Below are 23880 nucleotides of genomic sequence, written 5' to 3'. Positions count from 1 at the left end.
CGGTAATGCCGCGTCAGTCAGTCTACGGCCGCCAAAAGCACGTCCGCGTCGAAGCAGGTGTGCGCCCCGGTGTGGCAGGCGGCGCCGATCTGATCGACCTCCAGCAACACCGTGTCGCCGTCGCAGTCCAGACGGACCGAGTGCACGTATTGCGTGTGCCCCGAGGTCAGGCCCTTGACCCACTGCTCGCCGCGGGAGCGTGAAAAATAGGTGGCCTCACGGGTTTCCAGGGTGCGAGCCAGCGCGTCGTCGTCCATCCAGGCGACCATCAGTACCTGACCGGTGGAACGCTCCTGCGCCACGGCGCTGAACAGCCCGTCGGCGTTGCGCTTGAGGCGCTTGGCGATGTCGGGATCGAGAGCCATCACCGCACCACGATTCCTTCGGCCGCCATCGCTGCCTTGACCTGACCGATGGTCATCTCCCCGAAGTGGAAGACGCTGGCGGCCAGCACCGCATCCGCGCCAGCCTGCACGGCGGGCGCGAAATCAGCCACCGCGCCGGCACCACCGCTGGCGATCACCGGGACGCCCACTGCCGCGCGCACGGCACGCAGCATCGGCAGATCGAACCCGGCCTTGGTGCCGTCGCGGTCCATCGAGTTGAGCAGGATCTCGCCGACGCCGAGTTCGGCGCCGCGGGCGGCCCATTCGATGGCATCGATGCCGGTGCCGCGGCGCCCGCCGTGAGTGGTCACCTCCCACCCCGAGGGAGTGGGCTGATCACCGGCGGGCACGGTACGCGCGTCGACGCTGAGCACGATGCACTGCGAACCGAACTGGCGCGCCATCTCGGCCAACAGTTCGGGCCGGGCGATCGCCGCGGTGTTGACCGACACCTTGTCGGCGCCGGCACGCAGCAGCACGTCGACGTCCTCGACCGCGCGCACACCGCCACCGACGGTCAGCGGGATGAACACCTGCTCGGCGGTGCGCTTGACCACCTCGAGCATGGTGGACCGGCCCGACGAGGACGCGGTCACATCGAGGAAGGTCAGTTCATCGGCGCCCTCGGCGTCGTAAACGGCCGCGAGTTCCACGGGATCGCCCGCATCGCGCAGGTTCTCGAAGTTGACACCCTTGACCACCCGGCCGGCGTCGACGTCGAGGCACGGGATCACCCTCGTCGCGACGTCACTGATGGTGCTCACAGATAGTCCTCCGGATTGCCAGCGGATTTCACGATTTCCAACATGCGTTCGTGCACGCCGGGCGCGGCGGCCAGCGCCGACTTCGACTCGGCGGTCCACGGATCGCCGGCCAGGTCCGTCACGATGCCGCCCGCGGCCCGGACCAGCGCCACACCGGCAGCATGGTCCCAGATGTGGTGGCCGAAACTGATGGCCCCACCCAGGATCCCGGCCGCCACATAGGCCAGGTCCACCCCGGTGGCGCCGTGCATCCGCACCCGCGAGCACACCCGGCTCAGATTGGACAGCACCTCGACCCGGTAGCGGCCGGGGAACCGGCCGCGAGAATCGATGTTGAAGGTCTGGATCCCGACGATCGAGTCGGTCAACGTCGGCGACCCCAGCGGCGGCAGCACGGTTCCGTTGTCCCGCACCGGTCCCCCAGCCAGCGCCGAATACCGCTGTCCGGTGAACGGCAGCCAGGTCAGGCCGGCCACCGGCTCGCCATCGGCCAACAGTCCGAGCAGGATGGCCGCCATCGGCGAACCTGCCGCGTAGTTGAACGTGCCGTCGATCGGGTCGAGCACCCACACCAGCGGGGAATCGATGGGCTCACCACCGAATTCCTCACCGTGAACCCCGATTCCGGTGGCCTCGGTCAGGGCCCGCACCACCTGCCGCTCGATCGCCAGATCGACCTCGGTGGCAAAGTCGTTGCCCTGCTTGGTGACAGCCGAATCCGCGCGGTGCCCGGCGATGAACGGCACGGACGCCGCGTCGAGGATCTCGGTGGCGGCAGCAACCAGTGCGGCCAGCTTCGACGAATCCAGGTCACCCACCTCGCTTATCCGCTGACCGCGGCCAGTGCCTGCGGCAGAGTGAATCGTTCGGCGTAGAGCGCCTTCCCGACGATCGCGCCCTCGACACCGTGACCGGTCAGGGTGGCGATTGCCCGGAGGTCGTCGAGGCTGGAAACCCCGCCCGAGGCGATCACCGGAGCGTCGGTGCGGTCGGCCACCGCGGCCAACAGTTCCAGGTTGGGCCCGGTCAGGGTGCCGTCCTTGGTGACGTCGGTGACGACGTAGCGCGAACACCCTTCGCGATCAAGGCGATCCAAGACCTCCCAAAGATCGCCGCCGTCGGTTTCCCAGCCGCGGCCGCGCAGCCGCCAGCTGTCGTTCTCGAACTGAACATCCAGCCCAACTGCGACCCGGTCGCCGTACTCGGCGATGGCCCGACGGCACCACTCGGGGCTTTCCAGCGCCGCGGTGCCGATGTTCACCCGCGCGCAGCCGGTGTCCATGGCCGCCTTGAGCGAGTCGTCATCGCGGATCCCGCCGGACAGTTCGACTTTCACGTCGAGCTTGCCGACCAGATCAGCCAGCAGTTCGCGGTTGCTGCCGCGCCCGAAGGCGGCGTCCAGGTCCACCAGGTGGATCCACTCAGCGCCGTCACGCTGCCAAGCCTCCGCAGCTTCCAGTGCCGAGCCGTAATCGGTCTCACTGCCGGCCTTGCCCTGCACCAGACGCACCGCCTTGCCGTCCACCACATCGACAGCCGGCAACAGAATCAAACTCACAGTCCCTCAACCCAATTCGCGAGAAGCGTCGCACCGGCGTCGCCGCTCTTCTCCGGATGAAATTGCGTAGCCGACAACGCGCCGTCTTCGACGGCGGCGATGAACGGCACGTGATGCGTCGCCCAGGTGACGCGTGCGTCCGGATTACCGGACCATTCCTGGGCGGCGTACGAATGCACGAAATAGAAACGCGTGGCGGTGTCGAGGCCCTTGAACAGAGTGCTGCCGGCCGCAGCTTCGACGACATTCCAGCCCATGTGCGGAATCACCGGCGCGTCCAGTCGGGTCACCGAGCCTGGCCACTGCCCGCACCCGGTGGACTCCACGCCGAACTCCACGCCGCGGGCGAACAGAATCTGCATACCGACACAGACGCCCAACACCGGACGACCATGCTGCAGGCGGTCGGCGATGATCTTCTCGCCGCCGATCGCCCGGAGTCCGGTCATACAGGCCTCGAAGGCACCGACACCCGGCACCACCAGTCCGTCAGCTGCCGCGGCGGCGCCGGGATCAGCGGTCACCTCGACGTCGGCGCCCACCCGCTCCAGCGCCCGCTGGGCAGAGCGCAGATTGCCCGATCCGTAGTCCAGGACGACGAGTTTCTTGGTCACAGAGTCCCTTTGGTGGACGGGACGCCGGTGACCCGGGCGTCGTACTCGACCGCCTGTCGCAGCGCGCGCGCCACCGCCTTGTACTGCGCCTCGGTGATGTGGTGCGGGTCCCGGCCGTAGAGCGTCCGCACGTGCAATGCGATGCGGGCGTTGAAGGCCAGCGATTCGAATACGTGGCGGTTGATCACGGTGTGGTAGGGCGCGCTGGACCCGGCGATGGTGAATTCGACCATGAACTCGGGTTCCCCGGTGTGCACGAAGTAGGGCCGGCCGGACACGTCGACGGCGGCGTGCGCCAGCGATTCGTCCATCGGGATGAACGCATCGCCGAACCGGCGGATGCCCTTCTTGTCGCCCAACGCCTGGCCGAGTGCCTGGCCCAACACGATCGCCGTGTCTTCGATCGTGTGATGCCCCTCGATTTCGATGTCGCCCTTGGCGTGCACGGTCAGATCGAAGCTGGCGTGGGTGCCCAGCGCGGTCAGCATGTGATCGAAGAACGGGACACCGGTATCGATGTCGACGACACCGGTGCCGTCGAGGTCGATCTCGACGGTGATGTCGGATTCCCTGGTCTTGCGTTCGACTTTCGCGCGACGGGTCACGATGCTCCTACCGGGCTGTTGGCGGGCTGAAGTTCGGTGGTGGCCAGATCGGCGCTGGCGGCCAGGAATGCGTCGTTCTCCTCGGCCAGACCGATCGTGGTGCGCAGGAAGCCAGGGATACCAACATCGCGGATCAGAATTCCCTTGTCCAGGTAGCGCTGCCACGTCGCCGGCGCATCGGTGAAATCGCCGAACAACACGAAGTTCGCGTCGCTGGGGATCACGCGGTAGCCCAAGCGGGTCAATTCGGCGCTCACCCGGTCGCGTTCGGCGGCCAGGGTCGCCACGCTTCCCAGGGTGTCATCAGCATGACGCAGTGCTGCACACGCGGCGGCCTGGGTGAGCACGGACAAGTGATACGGCAAGCGCACGAGCAGCAGCGCATCGATCACCGCGGGAGCGGCGGCCAGGTAGCCGAGCCGTCCGCCGGCGAACGCGAACGCCTTGCTCATCGTGCGGGTGACGATCAGCTTGGCCGGGAACTCGTCGATCAGCGTGACCGCACTGGGCTGCGAGGAGAACTCGCCGTAGGCCTCGTCGGCGATCAAGATGCCACCCGTCATCTCTTGCAGCAGCCGGCGCAGGTCCTCGATCGGGACGCTCTGTCCCGACGGGTTGTTGGGGCTCGCCACGAACACCACGTCGGGTGTGCGCTCCTTGACCGCGGCCACCGCTACGTCGATGTCGAGCCCGAAATCCGCGGCGCGGGCCGCCTGCAGCCACTCCGTCTGGGTGCCGTCCGAGATGATCGGGTGCATCGAGTACGACGGCACGAAACCGATCGCGGTGCGCCCCGGCCCGCCGAAGGCCTGCAGAAGCTGCTGCAGGATCTCGTTGGAACCGTTTGCCGCCCATAGGTTGTCGACGGTGAGCGGTACGCCGGTTGCCGCCGTGAGATAGGCGGCCAGATCGGTGCGCAACTGAACCGAGTCCCGGTCGGGATAGCGGTGCAATTCGGCCGCGGCGTCGCGGACCGATGCGGCGACGTCGTCGATCAGAGCCTGGGTGGGCGGGTGCGGGTTCTCGTTGGTATTGAGCCGCACCGGAACCACCAGTTGCGGTGCCCCGTAGGGCGATTTCCCGCGCAGGTTTTCGCGCAGCGGCAGATCGGCCAGCGTCACATCCCGTGCGCTCATGATCGCCTGTTCTTCGCGCAAGCGCTCATCACCGTTCAAACCTCCGTCGTACCGCCTCGCCATGTGAGGGCAGGTTTTCCGCCTTGGACAGCGTGATCACATGGCCGGACACATCTTTGAGTGCGGCTTCGTCGTACTCGACGACGTGGATGCCGCGCAGGAACGTCTGCACGGACAGGCCGCTGGAGTGGCGGGCGCAACCCGCGGTCGGCAGCACGTGGTTGGATCCGGCGCAGTAGTCGCCCAGGCTGACCGGCGACCAGGCACCGACGAAAATGGCTCCGGCAGAACGAATCCGGCCGGCCACCGCAGGAGCGTCTTCGGTCTGGATCTCGAGGTGCTCGGCGGCGTAGGCGTTGACCACGCGTACCCCGGCATCGATGTCGTCGACGAGCACGATCGCGGACTGCTTGCCCGAGAGCGCGGCCTTGACACGCTCGACATGCACGGTGGTCTCCAACTGGCGAGTGAGCTCGCGGTCGGTAGCCGCGGCCAGCGCCTCGCTGTCGGTGACCAGCACACTGGCCGCCATCTCGTCGTGCTCGGCCTGACTGATCAGGTCGGCGGCAACGTGCACCGGATCGGCCGTGTCGTCGGCCAGGATCGCGATCTCCGTCGGACCGGCCTCGGCATCGATGCCGACCTGCGAACGGCAGATCCGCTTGGCCGCGGTCACGTAGATGTTGCCGGGGCCGGTGATCATGTCGACGGGGGCCAACTCGGCGCCATCGGTGTCGGTGCCGCCGTAGGCCAGCAACGCCACCGCCTGCGCACCGCCGACGGCCCACACCTCTTCGACGCCGAGCAGCGCCGCAGCGGCCAGAATGGTCGGGTGCGGCAGGCCCGCGAATTCCGCCTGCGGCGGGCTGGCGATCACCAGCGAATCCACACCGGCGGTCTGCGCGGGCACCACGTTCATCACGACACTCGACGGGTACACGGCGTTGCCGCCGGGTACGTACAGCCCGACACGCTCGACCGGGACCCAGCGTTCGGTGACGGTGGCACCAGGCCCCAGCGTGGTGGTGGTGTCGGTGCGTCGTTGGTCGGCGTGCACCGTGCGGGCCCGGTCGATCGCGACTTGCAGGGCGGCGCGGACATCGGGGTCGAGGTCGGCGAGGGCCGCAGCCAGCCGGTCCGCGGGCACCCGCACGGTGTCGGGACGGATGCCGTCGAAGGTATGGCCGTAGTCCAGCGCGGCCTTCGCGCCGTGCTCGGCGACGGCCTCCACGATCGGGCGGACTTTGGGCACAATTGCGTCCACGTCGACTCCGCCGCGGGGCAGCGCGGATCGCAACTGCGCGGCATTCAGCGCACGGTTACGCAGGTCGATACGGGACATCTGAAACTCGGCCATCGGTTCAATTGTCCCTGATCAGTCCAGTTGATAAAAATCCGTCGTCGGCTGCCGCCGGCACAACCCGCCGTAGTGTGGTCCCAGACTGCCGAATGGAGCCCTAGATGTCCGCGAAAGACCATCCGAACAACGCCCCCGGCGTACCGATGCTCATACCGCCCGCGCTGGAGCGGTTCCAGATCAAATACATCAACCCGCTGGTCAAACCGTTTTCCAAGCGCTTGCCCGGCTTCACCGTGATCAAGCATCGGGGCCGTACCTCTGGTACGCCGTACGAGACGATCGTGACCAGCTACCGCAAGGGCAACGTTTTCGCGGTGACGCTCCTGCACGGCAAGACCAACTGGGTCAAGAATGTGATCGCCGCCGGCGGTGCTGACGTGCACCTGTTCCGCGGCGACATCAAGATCACCAATCCGCGCGTCCTGCCGGCGGGCACCGACGATCCGACCCTGCCCCGGATCCCCCGCAACGCGGCCCGCCGGATGGGCGTCTTCGTCGCAGATATCGTTTGACACGCTCGCCAGACTGCACATATGACCTGGCAGATCTGGCTCGCGTTTCTCGGCGCGTCGATCGCCATCAGTCTGTCCCCCGGTGCCGGGGCGATTCAGTCGATGGCGACCGGCCTGACCCATGGCGTACGCCGTGGGTCATGGAGCGTGCTCGGACTCCAGCTCGGGCTACTTGCACAGCTGGTGTTGGTGGCCGTCGGACTGGGGGCCGTGGTCGCGAAGTCGATGCTGGCCTTCCACATCGTCAAGTGGATCGGTGTGGCGTACCTGATCTACCTGGCCATCCAGCAGTGGCGCAGCGCCTCGCAGGATCTGCGCGACCGAATGGGCGGCACAGGTGAACGCGGCCGACTGTCCCTGGTGATGCGCGGATTCCTGGTGAACACGACCAACCCGAAGGGCTTGGTGTTCCTCGTCGCGGTGCTGCCGCAGTTCGTGGTGCCGACGGCGCCGTTGCTGCCGCAGTACTTGGCTATCGGAGCGACCATGGTCGTCGTCGACGTGGTCGTGATGAGTCTCTACACCGGCCTGGCGGCGCGGCTACTCAACTGGCTGCAGACACCGCGTCAGCAGACGATGCTCGGCCGGGTGTTCTCCGGGCTGTTCGCCACGGCCGCGGTGGTGTTGTCGTTTGTCCGCCGCGGCGCGACCGCGTAGGAACCCTCTGTTGAGCACTAAACCGAGGATCTCAGCCACATATTGACCGGAATCCTCGGTTCAGTGCCCCAGGCCTGCCTAGTCGACCGTGTTCTCCTGCGCGCTCTTGATGATCGGGGCGGCCTGCTCCATCGCGGCCCGCAGCGGGCCCGCGGCCTCGTCTGGCAGGACATCACGCGACCACAGGAAGCGGCAGCGGTGCGGGCCGTCGGACACCACCTGCATCACCGCGTTGTCGTGCTCGGGCCTAGCGGTGTCACCTATCAGGGAGTACGCGACACGGCGCGTTGACTCGTCACGGCTGACCAGCCGCTCGCGGGCGACGAAACCGTCGGCGAACGTCACCACCCGAACGTCATCATGGGCTTCGGAGGTCGCCACGAATCCGGGCGCCATGCGTACCGGGCCGTCGGACCAGTCGCCGATCACCTCCCACACCGTCGCGCTGTCAGCTTCAATGTCGAACTCAATGTGGATCGATGCCATACCAGCCAGTCTGATCGCGGGCCGACCAGGCGTCTTGAACATTTTTGCGGGCCGTATCTGTCGGTCGCGAAGGCTAACGTGGCGCACATGCTGACCGCCCAGGCACTGATCGCGCGGCCGGAATTCAGCATCGCCACCTGGAGTTGCTCCGGCGAGCACCCGGACTGGTCAGAGGCCGAATGTCCGGTCGACGGGCGATTCGTGCTGGTGCGTTCGGGGTGTTTTCGCCGCCGCGGGTCCGGCGAGCCAGTGGACCACGATGCCACCATGGGCTACCTCGGCGAACCCGGAGAACACGAGCATTTCGCCCACCCACACGGCGGCGATGCGTGTACGTCACTACAGCTCAGCGCAGACCGCTGGTGGCAACTCGCCGGCGAGCGGAATCGGATCGGGCCGTCCTCCGTCTACGTGGATGCCCGTCTCGAACTTGCGCACCGACGGCTTCTGGCCGGCAGTCGCGCCGATCCCGATTACCAACTGGCGGAGGGCCTGGTGCGGCTGGTCGGGTCTGCGTTGCGTGCGGCCGCACGACGTCCGATACCGGCGTCCGATCCACCTGCTCGGCCATCGGATCGGTTGGTCTCGCAAGCCCGTGACGCGATCAGGCAGGCGGATGACGCCGCGGTCGGGTTGTTCCCGCTCGCAACTGCGCTCGGGGTCTCGCCATACCGGCTGAGCCGATCGTTCAGCAACGAACTCGGGGTGTCGGTGACGCGGTACCGCAACCGGGTGCGGGTCGGCCGGGCTCTCGACCATCTGCACCGCGGCAAATCCACGATCGCCGACGTCGCGGCCACACTGGGTTTCGCCGACCAGGCCCACTTCTGCCGCACACTGCGTGCGCACACCGGGTTGACGCCGACCGCGGTTCGACGCGAATTACGCTGCGCGGGTTAGGTATCGAGCCCGAGATCGAGCACCCGCACCGAATGAGTGAGGGCACCGATCGCCAGGTAGTCGACCCCGGTACCGGCGTATTCGGCAGCGCTGTCAAGGGACAGACCACCCGAGGATTCCAGCAGCGTCTTGGGCGACCGAGTGTCGCGGCGCTGCACGGCGATCTGGGTCTGCCAAACCGGGAAGTTGTCCAGCAACACCAATCCCACGTCGGCGGCGAGCACGTCATCGAGCTGTTCGAGGGAATCCACCTCGACCTCACACGGCAGATCCGGAGCCTCGGCCCGGACGGCCTTGAGTGCGGCCAGCACCGACCCGGCCGCGGCGACATGATTGTCCTTGATCAGTGCCGCGTCGCCCAGCCCCATCCGGTGGTTGACGCCGCCACCGACGCGCACCGCGTACTTCTGCAGCGCACGCAGGCCCGGCAGTGTCTTGCGGGTGTCGCGGATCTTGGCGTTGGTGCCGGCCACTGCGTCGACCCAGGCGGCGGTCGCCGTGGCGATCCCCGACAGGTGGCACATCAGGTTCAGCATGGTGCGTTCGGCCGTGAGCAGCCCGCGGGTCGGCGCCTCGACCGTCAGGATCGAAGAACGGGCGTCCAGCCGGGCACCGTCCTCGACGCGGTCGATCACGCGGTAGCCGTCGGCGCCGAGGACCTCGTCGAGCACCAGCAGCGCAATGTCGACGCCGGCGGCCACGCCCGGCTCCCGATTCACCACCGAGGCGGTGGTCATGGCATCGGCGCCCACGGTGGCGAGAGTCGTGATGTCCGGGCCGAAGCGCAGGTCCTCCTCGAGCGCACGGGTGATCGTGGCCCGGGCCTCGGCCAGCTCAGTATCCGAAAGTGCCATCAGCACACCGCCGTTGCGGTATCGAGGACGGGGCGGCCGGCTGCGGCGCGAATTGTCACGGAATGCTCCTGAGCGGGGTCGGTATCGGGGTGATCGGCGCGATGGTGGCAGCCACGGCTTTCGGTGCGGGCCAGGGCCGCGACGGCGATTGCGCGTGCGGTCGCGGTGAGGGCCGCATCCTCGAAGCTGTGGCGGTCCGCGGGCTGCACCGAGCGCGCATCGGCCAGAACGGCGTCGAGTCGTTGCAGGCCCTCGGCGTCACGGACCACTGAAGCATGCTCAGACATGGCGTGCTGCAGGACATCTCGGTCAACGGAGTCTTGACGGCGATCCTGCGGCGCCTGGGCGCGCACCGAACCGGCCGCGCTCGCGTGCTCGGCGGCCAACCTGCCGGCCCGGCCACCGACGACGAGTCCCTCCAGCAAGCTGTTGGACGCCAACCGGTTGGCCCCGTGCATCCCGGTGCGGGCGACCTCGCCCGCGGCGAACAGCCCGGGCAGTTCGGTACGTCCCTGCACGTCGGTCACTACACCGCCGCAGCTGTAGTGGGCGCCGGGAACCACCGGAATCGGTTGGCAGGTGGGGTCGATCCCGGCCGCCGCACAGGCCGCCGCCACGGTGGGAAACCGGTCGGAGAACCGGGCGATACCCCTGGCATCCAGATACACGCACGGGTCACCCGTGGCGCTGAGCCGGGCGTTGATGGCCGCCGCGACCACATCGCGCGGGGCCAGGTCCCCCATCGGGTGCACCCCGTCAGTCACCGAGTGACCTTGCGAATCAATGAGTATGGCGCCTTCACCGCGTAGCGCTTCAGTGATGAGCGGACGCCGTCCGCCGCCGTTCTCCACGTACAGCATGGTCGGGTGGAATTGGACGAACTCGATGTCGCGGACCGCAACTCCGGCCCACAACGCCAAGGCGATACCGTCACCCGTCGAGCCACTCGGATTGGTAGTTGCCGCGTACACGTGGCCGAGGCCGCCGGTCGCCAGGATGACCGATGGCGCATGGATGAGACCCAGGCCGTCCTCGTTGCGGACCAGCACTCCGGTCACGCCACTGTCGTCACGCAGGATCTCGCACGCCACGTGGTCCCGGCGGATGTCGAGTTCGGCCGCCGCCGAATCCAGGGCGCGCTGCACCTCGGCCCCGGTGGCGTCACCCCCGGCATGAATGATCCGGCGTCGGGTGTGGCCGCCCTCGCGGGTCAGCGCCCAGCGCCCGGGAGCTGCCTCGTCGAACTGGGCACCGTCGGTCACCAAATCGGCCACGGCGCCGTAGCCGGCCGCAACGATGGAGCGCACGGCATCCGGGTCGCACAGGCCACCCCCCGCGGCGACCGTATCGGCAACGTGCGCCTCGACGGAGTCGTCGGAATCCGGCAACACGACGGCGATCCCGCCCTGGGCATGGAACGTCGCGGTCTCGCGAGCCTTGCTCAGCACCACCACTCGACGGCCCCGGCGGTGCGCCGCCAAAGCCGCCACCAGACCGGCGACTCCGGTGCCGACCACGACAACGTCAGCGCGCTGCTGCCACAGCGTCGAACTGCCGCAGGCGAAGCGGCTCGATCCCCGGGCGCTGCCCGTCGGGGTCATTCGCCGCCGCCGGGCTGACCAATCGCGATCATGCGCTGCACGCTGGCCCGTCCCAGCCGAGCGGTCTCGGGATCGACATGCACCTCGTCGGCACCTTCGATCAGGCAGCGCAGCAGTGCGGCCGGCGTGATCATCTTCATGTAGGTGCACGACGCGCGGTCGTTGACGGCCAGGAAGTCGACTTCCGGTGCAGCCCTGCGCAACTGGTGCAGCATTCCGACCTCGGTGGCGACGAGCACCTGCCGGGCCCGGGTTTCCCGGGCCGCGTCGAGCATTCCGCCCGTGGACAGTATCTTCACCCGCTCCTCGGGAACCGCACCCTCACCGGCCAGGTAGAGCGCCGAGGTGGCGCAACCACATTCGGGGTGCACAAACAGTTCGGCGTCGGGGTGCGACCGGGCCTGGTCGGCCAGCTCGTCGCCGTTGATCCCGGCGTGCACGTGGCATTCGCCGGCCCAGACGTGCAGGTTCTTGCGGCCGGTGACGCGGCGCACGTGTGCACCCAGGAACTGGTCCGGGCAGAACAGCACCTCGCGATCCTCGGGGATCGAGGTCACCACCTCGACGGCATTCGACGACGTGCAGCAGATATCTGTCAGTGCCTTCACCGCGGCGGTGGTGTTGACGTAGGACACGACGACCGCGCCGGGGTGCTCGTCCTTCCAGGCCTGCAGCTCGTCGGCGGTGATCGAGTCGGCCAGCGAGCAACCGGCGCGCTGGTCCGGGATCAGCACCGTCTTGTCGGGGCTGAGGATTTTGGCCGTCTCGGCCATGAAGTGCACGCCGCAGAACACGATGGTGTCCTCGGGGGCCTCGGCGGCGATGCGTGAGAGCGCCAGGGAATCACCCACATGGTCGGCGACATCCTGGATGGCCGGCAGCTGGTAGTTGTGCGCCAGCAGCGTCGCGCCGCGCTGATCGACCAAACGGCGAATCTCAGCAGCCCATTTCTCGTCGCCGTCAACGCCGGAATAGCCACCGGGACCATCGACGATCTGATCTGCCAAGCCCCCCGCGAGGGTGTCATCGAGAGCGGTCACGCCGACCTCCTCCACTGCGTCAGGTTTTCGACTTATAATCGAAAACATGCCACATGGTAACACCGCGCACGAAGTGCTCGCCGTCGTGTTCCAGGTTCGCGGCCTCGACACCCGGCAACCCGCACTCAACGTGCTGCTGTGGCAGCGGGCACTGGATCCCGAGCGGGGCAAATGGTCCCTGCCGGGCGGCCGACTGGATGACGACGAGGACCTGATCAGCTCGGTCCGGCGACAGCTCGCCGAGAAGGTTGACCTGCGAGAACTCGCCCATCTGGAGCAGTTGGCGGTGTTTTCCGACCCGCGTCGAGTTCCCGGCACGCGGACCATCGCATCGACATTCCTTGGCCTGGTGCCCTCCCCCTCGACCCCGACCCTACCGCCGGACACCCGGTGGCATCCGGTCAGCGACCTGCCCCCGATGGCCTTCGATCACGCGCCGATGGTCGAACACGCCCGCAACCGACTGGTGGCCAAGTTGTCGTACACCAACATCGGATTCGCCTTGGCGCCAAAGGAATTCGCACTATCCACGTTGCGCGACATCTACAACGCCGCGCTCGACTACCAAGTCGACGCCACAAACCTGCAGCGGGTGCTGGAACGTCGCAAGGTCATCACCCGCACCGGGACCACCGCACGATCGGGCCGCAGCGGCGGCCGGCCCGCGGCCTTGTTCCGGTTCACCGAGTCGCGGTACCGCGTCACCGACGAATTCGCTGCTCTACGCCCGCCCGGGTGAGTCGACTGGCTTCTTAGACCCTTCTTAAGTAAGAATGCCGGGATGGACTTGGGCAGTGCAGCCAGCGTCTCGGCAGCCGAATGGATCGGTCGGGCACCTCACGAGGAGCTCGACCAGGCCTCCCGGCCCGTCCTGCCCCACCACGACGCGTTCTATGTACCGCCTGCGGGTTTCCAGCACGCCGAACCGGGCACCGTGCTGCGCAGCCGTGACGTCGAGCTGGCGTTTCTGGGCCTGATCCCGCAGCGTCTGCAGGCCACGCAGCTGTTGTTCCGCTCCACCGACCGCAACGGCATCCCTGAAGCCGCTGCCACCACCGTCATCGTCCCGGCCGACGCCGCACCGGACTGCCCGATCGTGTCGTACCAGTGCGCGATCGACGCGATTTCAGCCCGATGCTTCCCCTCCTACGCCCTGCGCCACCATGCCAAGGCCACCGGCTCCCTGGCCCAGCTGGAATTCCTGCTGATCTCGGCCGCGCTGGCCGAAGGCTGGGCGGTATCGGTGCCCGATCACGAGGGCATCAACGGCATGTGGGGCGCGCCCTACGAACCCGGTTACCGGGTGCTCGACGGCTTGCGGGCGGCACTCAACTCCGAGCACCTGTCGTTGTCTCCGACGGCCCGTATCGGCCTGTGGGGATATTCCGGCGGCGGCCTGGCCAGCGCCTGGGCAGCCGAGATGGCCGGCAGCTATGCACCGGAGCTCAATATCGTCGGTGCCGTCCTGGGCTCCCCCGTCGGCAACCTCGGAAACACCTTCCGCCGGCTCAACGGCACCGTGTTCTCCGGGCTGCCGGCCCTCGTGGTGGCCGCCCTCGCCGACATCTACCCCAACCTCAACCGAGTGATCGCCGAGCACGCCACCACCGAGGGACGCAAGATCCTCGACCGGCTGCACCGGATGACCACGGTGGAGGCCGTCGTGCGGATGTTCCGCACCGACATGGCCGATCTGGTCGACCTGCCACTGGAACAGATCATCGACGGGCCCGAGGTCACCGAGGTGTTCAAGGACACCAAACTCGGTGTGGCCGTACCGGTCCCGCCGGTTCTGATCGTGCAGGCGGTGCACGACGAGATCATCTCGGTCGACGACATCGACGAACTCGCCGATACCTACCTGGCCGGCGGCGCCGACGTGACCTACCACCGCGACATGTTCAGCGAACACCTGCTGTTGCACCCGTTCTCGGCCCCGATGGCGTTGCGCTGGCTGGGCGATCGGTTCGCCGAGCGCCCGCTGACCGCCAACCTGGTGCGTTCGAAATGGCCGACGCTGCTCAACCCGATCACCTACATGGGCATGGCGCGACTGGCCGGAATCGCCACCAAAGTGGCTTTGGGCCGAACGGTACGGAAGCGCCCGCTCTGAGCTGTCGCGAGCTGGCACAATAGGGGTAGATGCGTTATATCCGTCAGCCCCCGACGGTGGCCCTGCGCGACAGCGTCGACCACCTGTGGTGCATTGCGGACGGACCCACCTACCCGGCGGAACGCATCCTTCCCACCGGCACCACCGAGCTTGTCATCAACCTCGGTGTCGACACCATCGCCATAGCGAACAGCCTAGGTACACAGCGCCTTTCGGGTGCCGTGGTCGCCGGCCCCTACACCCGGCCGTTCGACATCGACGCCCGTGAACACACCGCCATGGTGGGCGTGCACTTCAAACCGGGCGGTGTCCGTGCAGTCCTCGGAATATCAGCGCACGAACTAGTGGGTTCCCACATCAACCTCGACACGGTGTGGAACGGCGCGACGGCCGACCTGCGCTCCGAGATCTGTGAGACGCAGTCGATCACACAGCGGTTGGCGATCGTCGAACGTACCTTGCTCGCCCGACTGCACGGGTGCCGCGGACTGACCCCGGAAGTGGCATTCGTGGTGGACGCGCTCAGCCTCGACCGCCAACCAACGATCGAAAAACTCGCCCGCGCAATCGGCTTCAGTCACCGCAGGCTGATCCAGTTGTTCACGGCCCAGGTCGGAATGCCACCCAAACGGTTCGCCCGCGTTCAACGGTTTCGGCACGCACATGACGCTGTTTCGTCGGCACTCTCACCACCGCATTGGCCCACCTTCGCCATCGAGCACGGTTACGCCGACCAGTCGCACATGATCCGGGAGTTCCAAGAGTTCTCCGGGATGACGCCCGCCCAGCAGCTGCGCCGAAGCAGCTACGTCGCGAAGGATGACCACATCGCACTCGAGCCATAGGTCAATTTTGTTCAATACATCCGGTGCGAAGATCGGCAGACTGCGGTCATGTCTGGACATATCACCTACCGAGCCGGCGCGATCCGCTACCAGGTCACCGACGTCGAGCGCGCGATCGCGTTCTACACGGGCCAGCTGGGATTCGATGTCGCCCTCCGCGGAGGACCCGCGTTCGCGTCCGTGGTCAGCGGCAATCTCACCGTGTTCTTGAGCGGGCCGGGCAGCTCCGGTGCACGTCCACTGCCCGACGGCGCGCCGCAGATCCCCGGAGGCTTCAACCGGATCGTGCTCGAGGTCGATGACCTCGACGCTGCCGTCACTGAGTTACGCGGGGCCGCCGTCACGTTCCGCAACCAGGTGGAGACGGGGCCGGGGGGACGGCAGGTCCAAATCGACGACCCCGACGGCAACCCCATCGAGCTCTTCGAACCCGCAGCCGTCAAGCCCCGGGTGGAGTGACCACCGGCGGGATCACCGGATACGTCGGGGTCTCCACAGGAGGCCAGGCACCGAGATCGTCACGCACGGTCGACACCGCGATCAGCGCGTAGACCATTGCCGCTGCGGCGGCAGGGAACAGGATCGTGCCGGCGATCTGCAGCGGTGTGTGTCCGAAGAAGACCGACGGCGCTTCCAGCACGTAATGCACCCGATGTTCCGTGGTCACCGAGGCTCCGGCGATGTCCAACGAGCCGAACCGCACGTGAGCCAGTGCCGCACCGACACCGGCGGCCACCCCGGTGGCCAACGCAGAGCCCATGGCCAACGCGGCGACCATAACGGGCCCGCGATGCGGGGCCCACTGCCACAGCGCCACTGCAGCCACGACCGCCAGGACAACGAGCATGCCGACGAACATGAATGCCGACGTGAAGAAATGATCGGATTCACTGCCCAGATACGCGTGCACGCGCTCGCCGCTACGAGTCAACGCGATCACTCCGTGAACCCCCGGCGTCAACCACGCCCACAGCGCGCCGAGCAGCGCTCCGGCCACCGCGAGAGCCCCGATGACGGTCAACACCGCCCGCTCACGCGGAACGCGGGGCGCGCCAACGAGATTGGCCGGAGCCGGACCGGCCTGGGCAACCTGCTCTTCGCCCGAGAGGCTCATCGGGACCTTCTGCTCTTCGCCCGAGAGGCTCATCGCCGCGTATCCAGGTCCATCGAATCCACCTGCCCATGCCGCGAACACTTGGCCCACCACCCGGTGGGCCGCACCTGGACGATCATCCGGCGGCCGCATTCGGCACAGAACCGTGGCGGTTCCAGGCCGAGTTGTGCGGCGGTGGGCACGACGCTTCCGTCCGCCGCGTCCGCCTGGACCCCGGTGTAGACGTTGTATAGGCCGGCGCCGACGGGCGCGGGCAAGTCTTGAACCATCACCACCAGTTCTACAGGCTGGCGTTCAGCGCCTTGATCGGCATCTGCAGATCGTCGAGCAATTCAAGGTCCGACTCGGCCGGGCGGCCCAGCGTGGTCAGGTAATTGCCGACGATGACAGCGTTGATGCCGCCGAGGATGCCCTGCTTGGCGCCGAGGTCACCAAGGGTGATCTCGCGGCCACCGGCGAAGCGCAGCATGGTGCGCGGCAGCGCCAGCCGGAACGCGGCCACCGCCTTGAGGGCCTCAGAGGCAGGCAGCACCTCGAGATCGCCGAACGGTGTGCCCGGGCGCGGGTTGAGGAAGTTCAGCGGCACCTCGTGCGGGTCCAGCTCGGCCAGGTTGGCGGCGAACTCAGCGCGCTGCTCCAGCGTCTCGCCCATGCCCAGGATGCCGCCGCAGCAGACCTCCATGCCGGCTTCACGCACCATTTCCAGCGTGCCCCAGCGCTCCTCCCACGAGTGCGTGGTGACGACATTGGGGAAGAACGACTGCGCGGTCTCCAGGTTGTGGTTGTAGCGGTGCACGCCCATGTCCTTGAGGCGGTCCACCTGCTCTTGGGTCAGCATGCCCAGCGAGCAGGCGATCTGAATGTCGACCTCGTTGCGGATCGCCTCGATGCCCGCGGCGACCTGGGCCAGCAGGCGCTCGTCGGGGCCACGCACCGCGGCCACGATGCAGAACTCGGTGGCGCCGGTCTTGGCGGTCTGCTTTGCCGCCTCGACCAGACTCGGGATGTCGAGCCAGGCGCTACGCACCGGAGAGGCGAACAGACCAGACTGCGAGCAGAAGTGGCAGTCCTCCGGGCAGCCGCCCGTCTTGAGGCTGATGATGCCTTCGACCTCGACCTCGGGGCCACACCACTTCATCCGGACCTCGTGGGCCAGGGCCAGCAGCTCTTCGAGCTGGTCATCGGGCAGCTGCAGCACCTGCAGCGTCTGGTCCTTGTCGAGGCCGACGCCACGCTCCAGAACCTGCTCGCGAGCTACGCCCAGTACATCTACGGCTGCCTGCGTCACCGAAAGTCCTCCTGTGGATCATGGGGTCGGCGGTGCCGACAATTGAACACCGTTCAGGCTAGGGTAACGGTGTGCAACTCCACAAACCCGACGTGGTGGATGCGGCGACGGCCATCCTCGACAACTACGGCATCGCCGACCTGACGATGCGCCGCCTGGCGCGCGAGCTCAATGTCAGCCCGGGCGCGTTGTACTGGCATTTCGCCAACAAACAGGAGCTGCTCGGCGCGGTCGCCGACCGCATCCTGCAGCCTGCTCGCACGGATTCCACGACGCCGTCCTGGCCGGGCCGGATCCACGAGATCTGTGTGGCGCTGCGCGACGCACTGCTGTCGCACACCGACGGCGCCGAACTGGTGTCATCGAGCTTCGCGGCTGGGCAGTCAAAGCTGGCCATCGAGATCGTGGCCCAACTCGCCGACGCCGCCCAGCGTGCCGGTGTGGCACCGCCGGACGACGAGTTGGCTGCTCGCACCTTCCTGTACTTCGTACTCGGCTTCACCGCCGACGAACAGTCCCGTCTGCAGTGGGACGCCGCGGGCGCCCTGGCCGACGAGCAGTCGGTGCTCACCCGTGACACCTCCCGGCAGTTCGCCTTCGGCCTGCAGTTGCTCGTAGACGGTGTGGCAGTACGGGGCGCCAGCACACTCAGCTCCGGCCGCGGTGGCCGGCAGCGTAGCGAGAATTGACCCGGCCAGCTCAGAATGCCACCTCAAAATGGCGGTGGTGGTCCATATTCTTCGGCGAGCCAGGCTTGGTATTGGCGTTCGACGTCGAGGTCGTTGTTGAGTTCGGCGCGTAGGCGTCGTTCTTCGGCGATGCGGTCTTGGCTGTCTTGTTCGCGGGTGTGTGAGCGTTTGGGCATCATCGCGCTCCGGTGCGGATTCTCGTTGGGGGCTCCGGGTTCGGACAAGTTGAGGTTCCCGGTGGGTTGACCCAGGGTGGGGAACATACCCGCGCCGTGTGGTTCGGTGACATGCGTGTGGCCGGTCGGTGTGGTGATTTCGACTGTGCCGTCAGGTAATTGACGATCCGACCAGCCGGGGCAAAACGTCTTCACCAAATGATGGGCCCGGCAGTACAGCTTGGTGTTCGATGGATGCGTCGGGCCCGCCGGATAGGGCACGGTGTGGTCGATGTCGCACCGGCCGATCGGGGCGTCACAACCGGGGAACCGACACGTCAGATCGCGCCAGCGGATGAACTCCGACAGTGCCACCGACGGGCGATACCCCGGCTCAGCCCCCTCGGGGGCGGCGGACTCGCTGGGTTCGATCGGCGCCTCAGGCGAACCGCTCGATTCGGTCGACTCAACCGTGTCAGACACCGTGCCTTGTTCGGCCGGAGTCTTAGGCGCTGCAGGCATCCGCACCGGCTTGATCTTGGCCGTGGCCGCCAGGTCGCGAACGGATTCGGCAGGCAGGATGCCATACCCAGGCAGATACCCCGGATTCTGCGAGGTGCCATCGAGAGTGGATTGCTCGGCCAGCACGTGCACCACCGCCGCATCCGCCGCCGCACGCTTTTGGGCGGCCGGGCAATCATCCCGACCACACCGGCAGGTCAAGTGGGCCTCCCGCCGCGCCAACGGCCCGATCGCATCGGCACGGCGCCGCTCCCGGTTGCGCGGATCATGCTCACACACCGTGTCCGCCAGCGCATCCAGGCGTTGATCGAACGCCGCCCCGTCGGCGGCATCCACATTGGCGACGATGGTGGCCTGACCGGGGCTGCCCGGATCGACCTGCACAAACCGGTCTTGCGCCAGATCCGGCGGCACCCGGACCCCGTTCGGATCGAGCTTCGCGATCCACTGATCAATCCGATCCCGCAACTGCCGCTCGGAGAACCGCATCCACTGAGGCGCCCGCGCAGCCAACTCGGCGTCCAGCCCGGCCCACACCGCGCGGTCCGTGGTCTCGGTGCGGGCGATGATCATCCGCACCACCCGATAGTCGATATCGCCGACGGCGAAGCGGGCTGCCACCTGGGGCAGTTTGTCGCGCAAGACCCGAGCGTGATGTACCTGGGTGCCGCCGCGGCCCCGGCTGATCCGCATCGCCACCGACACCTCCGCCGAAACCTCTTCGAACGGATCGGTGCGCCACAAAATGCTGTCGGCCAGTTCCTGTTCACGCAGGCTGTCCAACGCCCCGATCGCGGCCAACCGTCCGGCGATCGCCACCGACTCGGCCCGCGTAGCAGCACTGACCTTGTCGATCAACTCCACATCAGACAGTGAGTCGAACATGTGTTCGATTATGCCACCACCCACCGACGCTGCGGGCGAATTCGGGCCGGACAGACCTAGGGGCAGTTCCCGATCGGGTGATCCAGGCGCTTGTCGCCGTCCCAATGACGTAGCCCGGTCACCTGACCGACGATCTCGGCGGGTCGCCCGGCGATCCGCACAGCGGTGGTCAGCCGGCCCGGAGCGATCCGCCGGGCCAGCGTGACGTGCGGGGTCCAATTCCCCGGTTCGGTGTGCGGCATCGGAGCCGGGTCCATGAACGGCAGACACAGTCGATACACCTCGGCCTGGACCTCGAGCAGCTCATCCGTCGGGACCAGCAGCCGTGCCAATACTCCGGCCGAGCGCCCGAAGATCAGCGTCGCGCCCAGCCGGCACGGCAGCGGGAACCGGTCGACGAGTTCGGTGAGCACGGCGTCGGCCTGAACGTCGATGTGTTGGGCGACGGTCAGCGTCGCGTGCGGCCTGCCGGCGGGCGCCTGGCTGGGAATGTCGGCCTCGCGCAGTGCATCCCAGATTTGCCGGACCGCGGTTTCGGTGTCCGGGTCGAATACCAGCTCGACGGAATGGACCATCTCAAGCCAGGCCGGTCAGCCAGTTCAGATCGAAGGCGTCGGCGCAGATCTTCTCGAACTCCTCGGCGCTCGCCCGGCCCGCCCCTGCGGGCAGTACGGCACGCACCGGCGCCAACCGTGCCAGCGCGTCCCGGTTGCCGGACTCGGCGACCCCGGGGTGGTCCGGCCACGCCCCGATCACCAGACCGGCGCAGGTAATTCCTTGCCCGGCAAGAGCTTCCAATGTCAATGCGGTGTGGTTGAGCGTTCCCAGCCCCGGGGAGACCACCACGAGGACGGCGGCGGAGAGGTCGACGGCCAGATCACGCAGCGTGACGCCGTCAGCCCCCAGCTCGACCAGCAGACCGCCGGCACCTTCGACGAGGGTCAGCCCGTCGGGAACCTCGGCAGCGCGTACCGCATCCGCCAACTCGGTACGCGTCGGCAACGGAAGGCCGGCGCGTTGCGCGGCCGCCACGGGCGCCAGCGGTTCCGGGTAGCGCCATCCGCCGTGCAGATTGCCGACCCCGGACAACCGGTTCACCTCACCGAGGTCGTTGTCACCGTCCACGGTTCCGGTCTGCACCGGCTTGGATACCGCGACATCGAGCCCGGCAAGCCGGGCCGCGCAGGCCAGCGCCGCGGTCGTCACGGTCTTGCCGACGCCGGTGTCGGTCCCGGTGACGACGAGCGTGCTCACAACCGGGCCTCCGACAGAACCTCGGTCAACACCTGACGGGCCAGATCCATCTCGTCGGCGGTCAGCGAGGCCCGGGCCGTCAAGCGCAGACGTGAGGTGCCCTCGGGAACCGTCGGTGGCCGGAAGCAGCCCACCCGTACGCCGCGGTCCAAACAGGCGGCAGCAGCAGCCACCGCGACCTCGGGCTCACCGAGGATCACCGAGACGACGGCGGAATCGGGCACCGCGGTATCCCCGGAGATGCGGGCCAGCTCGGCGGCATGGTCCAGAACCGCTTGCGCTCGCTGGGGTTCGGCGATCAGCACCCGCAGCGCGGCCGACGCCGCACCGACTGCCGCCGGTGCCAACCCCGTATCGAAGATGAACGGACGGGCCGCGTCGATCAGGTGGGCGCGGATCGGCTCGGGGCCGAGCACCACGCCCCCCTGGCTGCCGAGCGCCTTCGACAGTGTCGTCGTCATCACCACGTCCGGCGCTCCCGCGAGGCCGGACTCGTACAACAGGCCCTGTCCGCCCGCACCGCGCACGCCGAGCCCGTGTGCCTCGTCGACGAGCAACAACGCGCCGTGTCGGCGGCAGACCGCGTGCAGTTCACGCAGCGGCGCCAGCACGCCGTCGGTGCTGAACACCGATTCGGTCAACACCACCGCGCGGTCCTCGGTCCGCGACGAGAGTGCGGCATCTACGGCGTCGACGTCGAGGTGCGGCGTGACGGTCACCCGCGCACGGGACAACCGGCAGGCGTCGACCAGCGAGGCATGCGTCAGGGCGTCGGAGACGAGCAGTGAGCCGAGGCCACTCAACGCGACGACGGCACCCAGGTTGGCGGTGTAACCCGACGAGAAGACCAATGCCGACTCGGCGCCGACGAACGTCGCCAGCGCGGTCTCGAACTCTTCGTGCAACTCGGTGTTTCCGGTGACCAGCCGCGATCCGCCGGCGCCGGCACCCCAGGTGCGCAGCGCCTCGATACCGCCGTCGAGGACCTCAGGGTGTTGCGACAGCCCCAGATAGTCGTTGGAGGCAAGGTCCAATTCGGTCGCCACAGCGGGACGGGTGCGCAGCTCGCGACGAAGCCCGGCCTGCCTGCGCTGCTGCTCGACGTCGGTGAGCCAGGCCAGCGGTGAAAGATCCGTGCGCGTCACGTGGTGCTCCCTCGGGCCGACGACCATTGAACACCGTTCAGGTTAGTGCACGAGCGACGCCGACCATGCCAGCGGTGATCTGTTCCACCTCTGCAGGCGTGCAGATGAACGGCGGCATGGCATAGACCAGCTTGCCGAACGGGCGCAGCCAGACCCCGTGCCGCAACGCCGCCAGCGTCGCCACCCTCATGTCGACCGGCTCGCGCATCTCGATCACGCCGATGGCGCCCAGCACCCGCACATCGGCGACGCCGGGCAGCGCGCGGGCCGGCTCCAGTCCCAGTCGCAGGCCCGCCTCGATCTCGGCCACCCGGGCCGGCCAGTCACTGGCGACCAGCAGTTCCACCGCGGCGACACCGACTGCACAGGCCAGCGCGTTGGCCATGAACGTCGGCCCGTGCATCAGCGCGCCGGGCTCCCCCGCACTGATCGTCCGTGCGATCTCACGGGTACACAGCGTGGCCGCCAGTGTGATGTAGCCGCCGGTCATCGCCTTGCCGACACACATGATGTCCGGGCTCACCCCGGCGTGCTCGGCGGCGAACAGCTTTCCGGTGCGACCGAACCCGGTGGCGATCTCGTCGAAGATGAGCAGTACATGGTGGCGATCGCAGATCGCCCGCAAGTCCGCGAGGTACCGCGGGTCGTGAAACCGCATTCCCCCGGCACCCTGCACAACGGGTTCGACGATGACGGCGGCGAGCTCATCGGCGTGCTCGGCCAGTTGCCGCTCGAACGCCTCGCTATAGGACGGCTCGTAGTCGCTGGGCACGGGCGGCGCGAAAACTTGGGGCACCAGAACGTCGGACCACAGGGAATGCATGCCACCGTCGGGATCACACACGCTCATCGGGGTGAAGGTGTCGCCGTGATAGCCGCCGCGCCAGGTCATCAGACGATGTTTCGACCCTCGGCCGACGCTGCGCCAATACTGCAGCGCCATCTTGACTGCCACCTCGACCGACACCGACCCCGAGTCGCTGAAGAACACGGTCTCCAGGGGTTCGGGGGTGAGGTCGACCAGCAGCTGGGCCAGCCGGGCGGCCGGCTCGTGGGTCAGACCGCCGAACATGACGTGGTTCATCGTGGCGAGTTGGTTGTTGATGGCACGGTCCAGCACCGGATGCCCGTGTCCGTGCACGGCAGTCCACCACGACGCCATCGCATCGAGAACCTCGATCGGTGCGCCGTCGGTAGGGTCGATCACAGTCAGCCACGCGCCCTTGGCCCCGACCGCCACCACCGGCGGTAGCGTGTCCGCGCCCATGGCGCTGTAGGGGTGCCAGATGTGGGCTGCGTCGATGGCGCTGATCTGCGCCGGGGTCAGCTCGGCCACAGTCGGGCAGCCTAGCCCTTTGCTCACAGGGTGTGACGCACGCATCCGAAATGTGAGCGGC

The 23880-nt window shown here is 67.6% G+C and carries 28 protein-coding genes; 8 read left to right on the top strand and 20 right to left on the bottom strand.

Annotated features, from left to right (window positions below; all coding sequences use genetic code 11):
- Positions 1-17: 17 nt before the first annotated feature.
- From hisI to hisD, 8 genes are read right to left on the bottom strand one after another with little or no spacing between them, the layout of a single operon-like run.
- Positions 18-365 carry a phosphoribosyl-AMP cyclohydrolase gene (hisI, locus tag AC4ELS_RS08295; RefSeq protein WP_448447673.1) on the bottom strand — a complete coding sequence of 116 codons (348 nt, stop codon included), beginning with the start codon at positions 363-365 and terminating at the stop codon, positions 18-20.
- A complete protein-coding gene (gene hisF, locus AC4ELS_RS08290) occupies positions 365-1150 on the bottom strand; it encodes an imidazole glycerol phosphate synthase subunit HisF (RefSeq protein ID WP_064887215.1) in 786 nt (261 codons plus the stop codon). Before hisF ends, hisI begins: the two co-directional genes overlap by 1 nt.
- Positions 1147-1977 (bottom strand): inositol monophosphatase family protein, encoded by an 831-nt coding sequence (locus tag AC4ELS_RS08285; RefSeq protein WP_448447801.1) that lies wholly within the window; start codon positions 1975-1977, stop codon positions 1147-1149. The genes hisF and AC4ELS_RS08285 overlap by 4 nt, the downstream gene beginning before the upstream one ends.
- Entirely contained in the window at positions 1974-2708 is a 735-nt protein-coding gene (gene priA, locus AC4ELS_RS08280) for a bifunctional 1-(5-phosphoribosyl)-5-((5-phosphoribosylamino)methylideneamino)imidazole-4-carboxamide isomerase/phosphoribosylanthranilate isomerase PriA (protein ID WP_064887213.1), read from the bottom strand. Before priA ends, AC4ELS_RS08285 begins: the two co-directional genes overlap by 4 nt.
- Positions 2705-3322: an imidazole glycerol phosphate synthase subunit HisH gene (gene hisH, locus AC4ELS_RS08275; RefSeq protein ID WP_064887212.1), complete on the bottom strand. Its 618-nt coding sequence runs from the start codon at positions 3320-3322 to the stop codon at positions 2705-2707. The genes priA and hisH overlap by 4 nt, the downstream gene beginning before the upstream one ends.
- The gene (hisB, locus tag AC4ELS_RS08270; protein ID WP_055113886.1) at positions 3319-3927 is read right to left on the bottom strand and encodes an imidazoleglycerol-phosphate dehydratase HisB; all 609 of its coding nucleotides are present in this window, start codon (positions 3925-3927) and stop codon (positions 3319-3321) included. The genes hisH and hisB overlap by 4 nt, the downstream gene beginning before the upstream one ends.
- Positions 3924-5063 (bottom strand): histidinol-phosphate transaminase, encoded by a 1140-nt coding sequence (locus tag AC4ELS_RS08265; protein ID WP_448447676.1) that lies wholly within the window; start codon positions 5061-5063, stop codon positions 3924-3926. Before AC4ELS_RS08265 ends, hisB begins: the two co-directional genes overlap by 4 nt.
- Before the next feature lie 28 nt (positions 5064-5091).
- A complete protein-coding gene (hisD, locus tag AC4ELS_RS08260; RefSeq protein WP_448447678.1) occupies positions 5092-6420 on the bottom strand; it encodes a histidinol dehydrogenase in 1329 nt (442 codons plus the stop codon).
- A 104-nt stretch (positions 6421-6524) separates the two neighbouring features.
- Between hisD and AC4ELS_RS08255 the strand changes: the two genes are divergently transcribed.
- A complete protein-coding gene (locus AC4ELS_RS08255; protein ID WP_044518426.1) occupies positions 6525-6935 on the top strand; it encodes a nitroreductase family deazaflavin-dependent oxidoreductase in 411 nt (136 codons plus the stop codon).
- Between the two features lie 21 nt (positions 6936-6956).
- Entirely contained in the window at positions 6957-7592 is a 636-nt protein-coding gene (rhtB, locus tag AC4ELS_RS08250) for a homoserine/homoserine lactone efflux protein (RefSeq protein WP_448447680.1), read from the top strand.
- A gap of 78 nt (positions 7593-7670) precedes the next feature.
- Here rhtB and AC4ELS_RS08245 read toward each other — a convergent pair whose 3' ends face one another.
- A complete protein-coding gene (locus AC4ELS_RS08245; protein ID WP_448457081.1) occupies positions 7671-8078 on the bottom strand; it encodes an SRPBCC family protein in 408 nt (135 codons plus the stop codon).
- An 87-nt stretch (positions 8079-8165) separates the two neighbouring features.
- Here AC4ELS_RS08245 and AC4ELS_RS08240 point away from each other — a divergent pair, with 87 nt between their 5' ends.
- Positions 8166-8978 (top strand): helix-turn-helix domain-containing protein, encoded by an 813-nt coding sequence (locus AC4ELS_RS08240; protein WP_499046699.1) that lies wholly within the window; start codon positions 8166-8168, stop codon positions 8976-8978.
- On the opposite strand, the gene nadC is transcribed toward AC4ELS_RS08240, so the two are convergent.
- The 3 genes from nadC to nadA are packed head-to-tail and all read right to left on the bottom strand — an operon-like array spanning position 8975 to position 12521.
- On the bottom strand, positions 8975-9832 hold the full coding sequence (gene nadC, locus AC4ELS_RS08235; RefSeq protein WP_498883256.1) for a carboxylating nicotinate-nucleotide diphosphorylase: 858 nt from the start codon (positions 9830-9832) through the stop codon (positions 8975-8977). The two genes, AC4ELS_RS08240 and nadC, sit on opposite strands and share 4 nt — an antisense overlap.
- Entirely contained in the window at positions 9832-11433 is a 1602-nt protein-coding gene (locus AC4ELS_RS08230) for an L-aspartate oxidase (RefSeq protein ID WP_498883255.1), read from the bottom strand. The genes nadC and AC4ELS_RS08230 overlap by 1 nt, the downstream gene beginning before the upstream one ends.
- On the bottom strand, positions 11430-12521 hold the full coding sequence (gene nadA / locus AC4ELS_RS08225) for a quinolinate synthase NadA (protein ID WP_498883254.1): 1092 nt from the start codon (positions 12519-12521) through the stop codon (positions 11430-11432). Before nadA ends, AC4ELS_RS08230 begins: the two co-directional genes overlap by 4 nt.
- On the opposite strand from nadA, the gene AC4ELS_RS08220 reads away from it, so the two are divergent.
- Genes AC4ELS_RS08220 through AC4ELS_RS08205 form a run of 4 tightly spaced genes read left to right on the top strand, consistent with a single transcriptional unit; the run spans position 12520 to position 15890 of the window.
- A complete protein-coding gene (locus AC4ELS_RS08220; protein ID WP_064887207.1) occupies positions 12520-13212 on the top strand; it encodes an NUDIX hydrolase in 693 nt (230 codons plus the stop codon). The genes nadA and AC4ELS_RS08220 overlap by 2 nt on opposite strands.
- A 42-nt stretch (positions 13213-13254) precedes the next feature.
- The gene (locus tag AC4ELS_RS08215; RefSeq protein ID WP_498883253.1) at positions 13255-14586 is read left to right on the top strand and encodes a lipase family protein; all 1332 of its coding nucleotides are present in this window, start codon (positions 13255-13257) and stop codon (positions 14584-14586) included.
- Between the two features lie 29 nt (positions 14587-14615).
- On the top strand, positions 14616-15431 hold the full coding sequence (locus AC4ELS_RS08210; protein WP_498883252.1) for a DUF6597 domain-containing transcriptional factor: 816 nt from the start codon (positions 14616-14618) through the stop codon (positions 15429-15431).
- Positions 15432-15479: 48 nt separating this feature from the next.
- Entirely contained in the window at positions 15480-15890 is a 411-nt protein-coding gene (locus tag AC4ELS_RS08205; protein WP_498883251.1) for a VOC family protein, read from the top strand.
- Here AC4ELS_RS08205 and AC4ELS_RS08200 read toward each other — a convergent pair.
- Genes AC4ELS_RS08200 through bioB form a run of 3 tightly spaced genes read right to left on the bottom strand, consistent with a single transcriptional unit; the run spans position 15871 to position 17833 of the window.
- A complete protein-coding gene (locus AC4ELS_RS08200; protein WP_498883250.1) occupies positions 15871-16578 on the bottom strand; it encodes a DUF2567 domain-containing protein in 708 nt (235 codons plus the stop codon). The two genes, AC4ELS_RS08205 and AC4ELS_RS08200, sit on opposite strands and share 20 nt — an antisense overlap.
- Complete coding sequence (gene bsaP, locus AC4ELS_RS08195; protein WP_064887255.1) at positions 16575-16814, bottom strand: biotin synthase auxiliary protein BsaP; 240 nt, start codon at positions 16812-16814, stop codon at positions 16575-16577. The genes AC4ELS_RS08200 and bsaP overlap by 4 nt, the downstream gene beginning before the upstream one ends.
- A gap of 11 nt (positions 16815-16825) precedes the next feature.
- On the bottom strand, positions 16826-17833 hold the full coding sequence (gene bioB / locus AC4ELS_RS08190) for a biotin synthase BioB (protein ID WP_055113863.1): 1008 nt from the start codon (positions 17831-17833) through the stop codon (positions 16826-16828).
- A 71-nt stretch (positions 17834-17904) separates the two neighbouring features.
- Here bioB and AC4ELS_RS08185 point away from each other — a divergent pair, with 71 nt between their 5' ends.
- Entirely contained in the window at positions 17905-18522 is a 618-nt protein-coding gene (locus tag AC4ELS_RS08185) for a TetR family transcriptional regulator (RefSeq protein WP_064887203.1), read from the top strand.
- A gap of 23 nt (positions 18523-18545) precedes the next feature.
- On the opposite strand, the gene AC4ELS_RS08180 is transcribed toward AC4ELS_RS08185, so the two are convergent.
- Genes AC4ELS_RS08180 through bioA form a run of 5 tightly spaced genes read right to left on the bottom strand, consistent with a single transcriptional unit; the run spans position 18546 to position 23864 of the window.
- On the bottom strand, positions 18546-20084 hold the full coding sequence (locus AC4ELS_RS08180) for an HNH endonuclease signature motif containing protein (RefSeq protein WP_499046697.1): 1539 nt from the start codon (positions 20082-20084) through the stop codon (positions 18546-18548).
- 56 nt (positions 20085-20140) lie between these two features.
- The gene (locus AC4ELS_RS08175) at positions 20141-20659 is read right to left on the bottom strand and encodes a 2'-5' RNA ligase family protein (RefSeq protein WP_499046695.1); all 519 of its coding nucleotides are present in this window, start codon (positions 20657-20659) and stop codon (positions 20141-20143) included.
- A 1-nt stretch (position 20660) separates the two neighbouring features.
- On the bottom strand, positions 20661-21338 hold the full coding sequence (bioD, locus tag AC4ELS_RS08170; protein WP_064883463.1) for a dethiobiotin synthase: 678 nt from the start codon (positions 21336-21338) through the stop codon (positions 20661-20663).
- Positions 21335-22510, bottom strand: a complete 1176-nt coding sequence (bioF, locus tag AC4ELS_RS08165) for an 8-amino-7-oxononanoate synthase (RefSeq protein ID WP_499046693.1) — start codon at positions 22508-22510, stop codon at positions 21335-21337. The genes bioD and bioF overlap by 4 nt, the downstream gene beginning before the upstream one ends.
- A gap of 10 nt (positions 22511-22520) precedes the next feature.
- Positions 22521-23864: an adenosylmethionine--8-amino-7-oxononanoate transaminase gene (gene bioA, locus AC4ELS_RS08160; RefSeq protein WP_499046692.1), complete on the bottom strand. Its 1344-nt coding sequence runs from the start codon at positions 23862-23864 to the stop codon at positions 22521-22523.
- Between the last annotated feature and the right edge of the window lie 16 nt (positions 23865-23880).

The organism is Mycobacterium shunyiense (genome assembly GCF_058270035.1).
The sequence above is the reverse complement of the archived record's forward strand: the minus strand, read 5'-3'. Positions and strand labels throughout refer to the sequence as shown.

Coding starts and splice junctions, on each gene's coding strand:
- hisI (WP_448447673.1), bottom strand. CDS start 365: ATGGCTCTCGATCCCGACATCGCCAAGCGCCTCAAGCGCAACGCCGAC.
- AC4ELS_RS08265 (WP_448447676.1), bottom strand. CDS start 5,063: ATGAGCGCACGGGATGTGACGCTGGCCGATCTGCCGCTGCGCGAAAAC.
- hisD (WP_448447678.1), bottom strand. CDS start 6,420: ATGGCCGAGTTTCAGATGTCCCGTATCGACCTGCGTAACCGTGCGCTG.
- AC4ELS_RS08255 (WP_044518426.1), top strand. CDS start 6,525: ATGTCCGCGAAAGACCATCCGAACAACGCCCCCGGCGTACCGATGCTC.
- rhtB (WP_448447680.1), top strand. CDS start 6,957: ATGACCTGGCAGATCTGGCTCGCGTTTCTCGGCGCGTCGATCGCCATC.
- AC4ELS_RS08245 (WP_448457081.1), bottom strand. CDS start 8,078: ATGGCATCGATCCACATTGAGTTCGACATTGAAGCTGACAGCGCGACG.
- AC4ELS_RS08240 (WP_499046699.1), top strand. CDS start 8,166: ATGCTGACCGCCCAGGCACTGATCGCGCGGCCGGAATTCAGCATCGCC.
- nadC (WP_498883256.1), bottom strand. CDS start 9,832: ATGGCACTTTCGGATACTGAGCTGGCCGAGGCCCGGGCCACGATCACC.
- AC4ELS_RS08230 (WP_498883255.1), bottom strand. CDS start 11,433: ATGACCCCGACGGGCAGCGCCCGGGGATCGAGCCGCTTCGCCTGCGGC.
- AC4ELS_RS08220 (WP_064887207.1), top strand. CDS start 12,520: ATGCCACATGGTAACACCGCGCACGAAGTGCTCGCCGTCGTGTTCCAG.
- nadA (WP_498883254.1), bottom strand. CDS start 12,521: ATGTTTTCGATTATAAGTCGAAAACCTGACGCAGTGGAGGAGGTCGGC.
- AC4ELS_RS08215 (WP_498883253.1), top strand. CDS start 13,255: ATGGACTTGGGCAGTGCAGCCAGCGTCTCGGCAGCCGAATGGATCGGT.
- AC4ELS_RS08210 (WP_498883252.1), top strand. CDS start 14,616: ATGCGTTATATCCGTCAGCCCCCGACGGTGGCCCTGCGCGACAGCGTC.
- AC4ELS_RS08205 (WP_498883251.1), top strand. CDS start 15,480: ATGTCTGGACATATCACCTACCGAGCCGGCGCGATCCGCTACCAGGTC.
- AC4ELS_RS08200 (WP_498883250.1), bottom strand. CDS start 16,578: ATGAGCCTCTCGGGCGAAGAGCAGAAGGTCCCGATGAGCCTCTCGGGC.
- bsaP (WP_064887255.1), bottom strand. CDS start 16,814: ATGGTTCAAGACTTGCCCGCGCCCGTCGGCGCCGGCCTATACAACGTC.
- AC4ELS_RS08180 (WP_499046697.1), bottom strand. CDS start 20,084: ATGTTCGACTCACTGTCTGATGTGGAGTTGATCGACAAGGTCAGTGCT.
- AC4ELS_RS08175 (WP_499046695.1), bottom strand. CDS start 20,659: ATGGTCCATTCCGTCGAGCTGGTATTCGACCCGGACACCGAAACCGCG.
- bioF (WP_499046693.1), bottom strand. CDS start 22,510: ATGGTCGTCGGCCCGAGGGAGCACCACGTGACGCGCACGGATCTTTCA.
- bioA (WP_499046692.1), bottom strand. CDS start 23,864: ATGCGTGCGTCACACCCTGTGAGCAAAGGGCTAGGCTGCCCGACTGTG.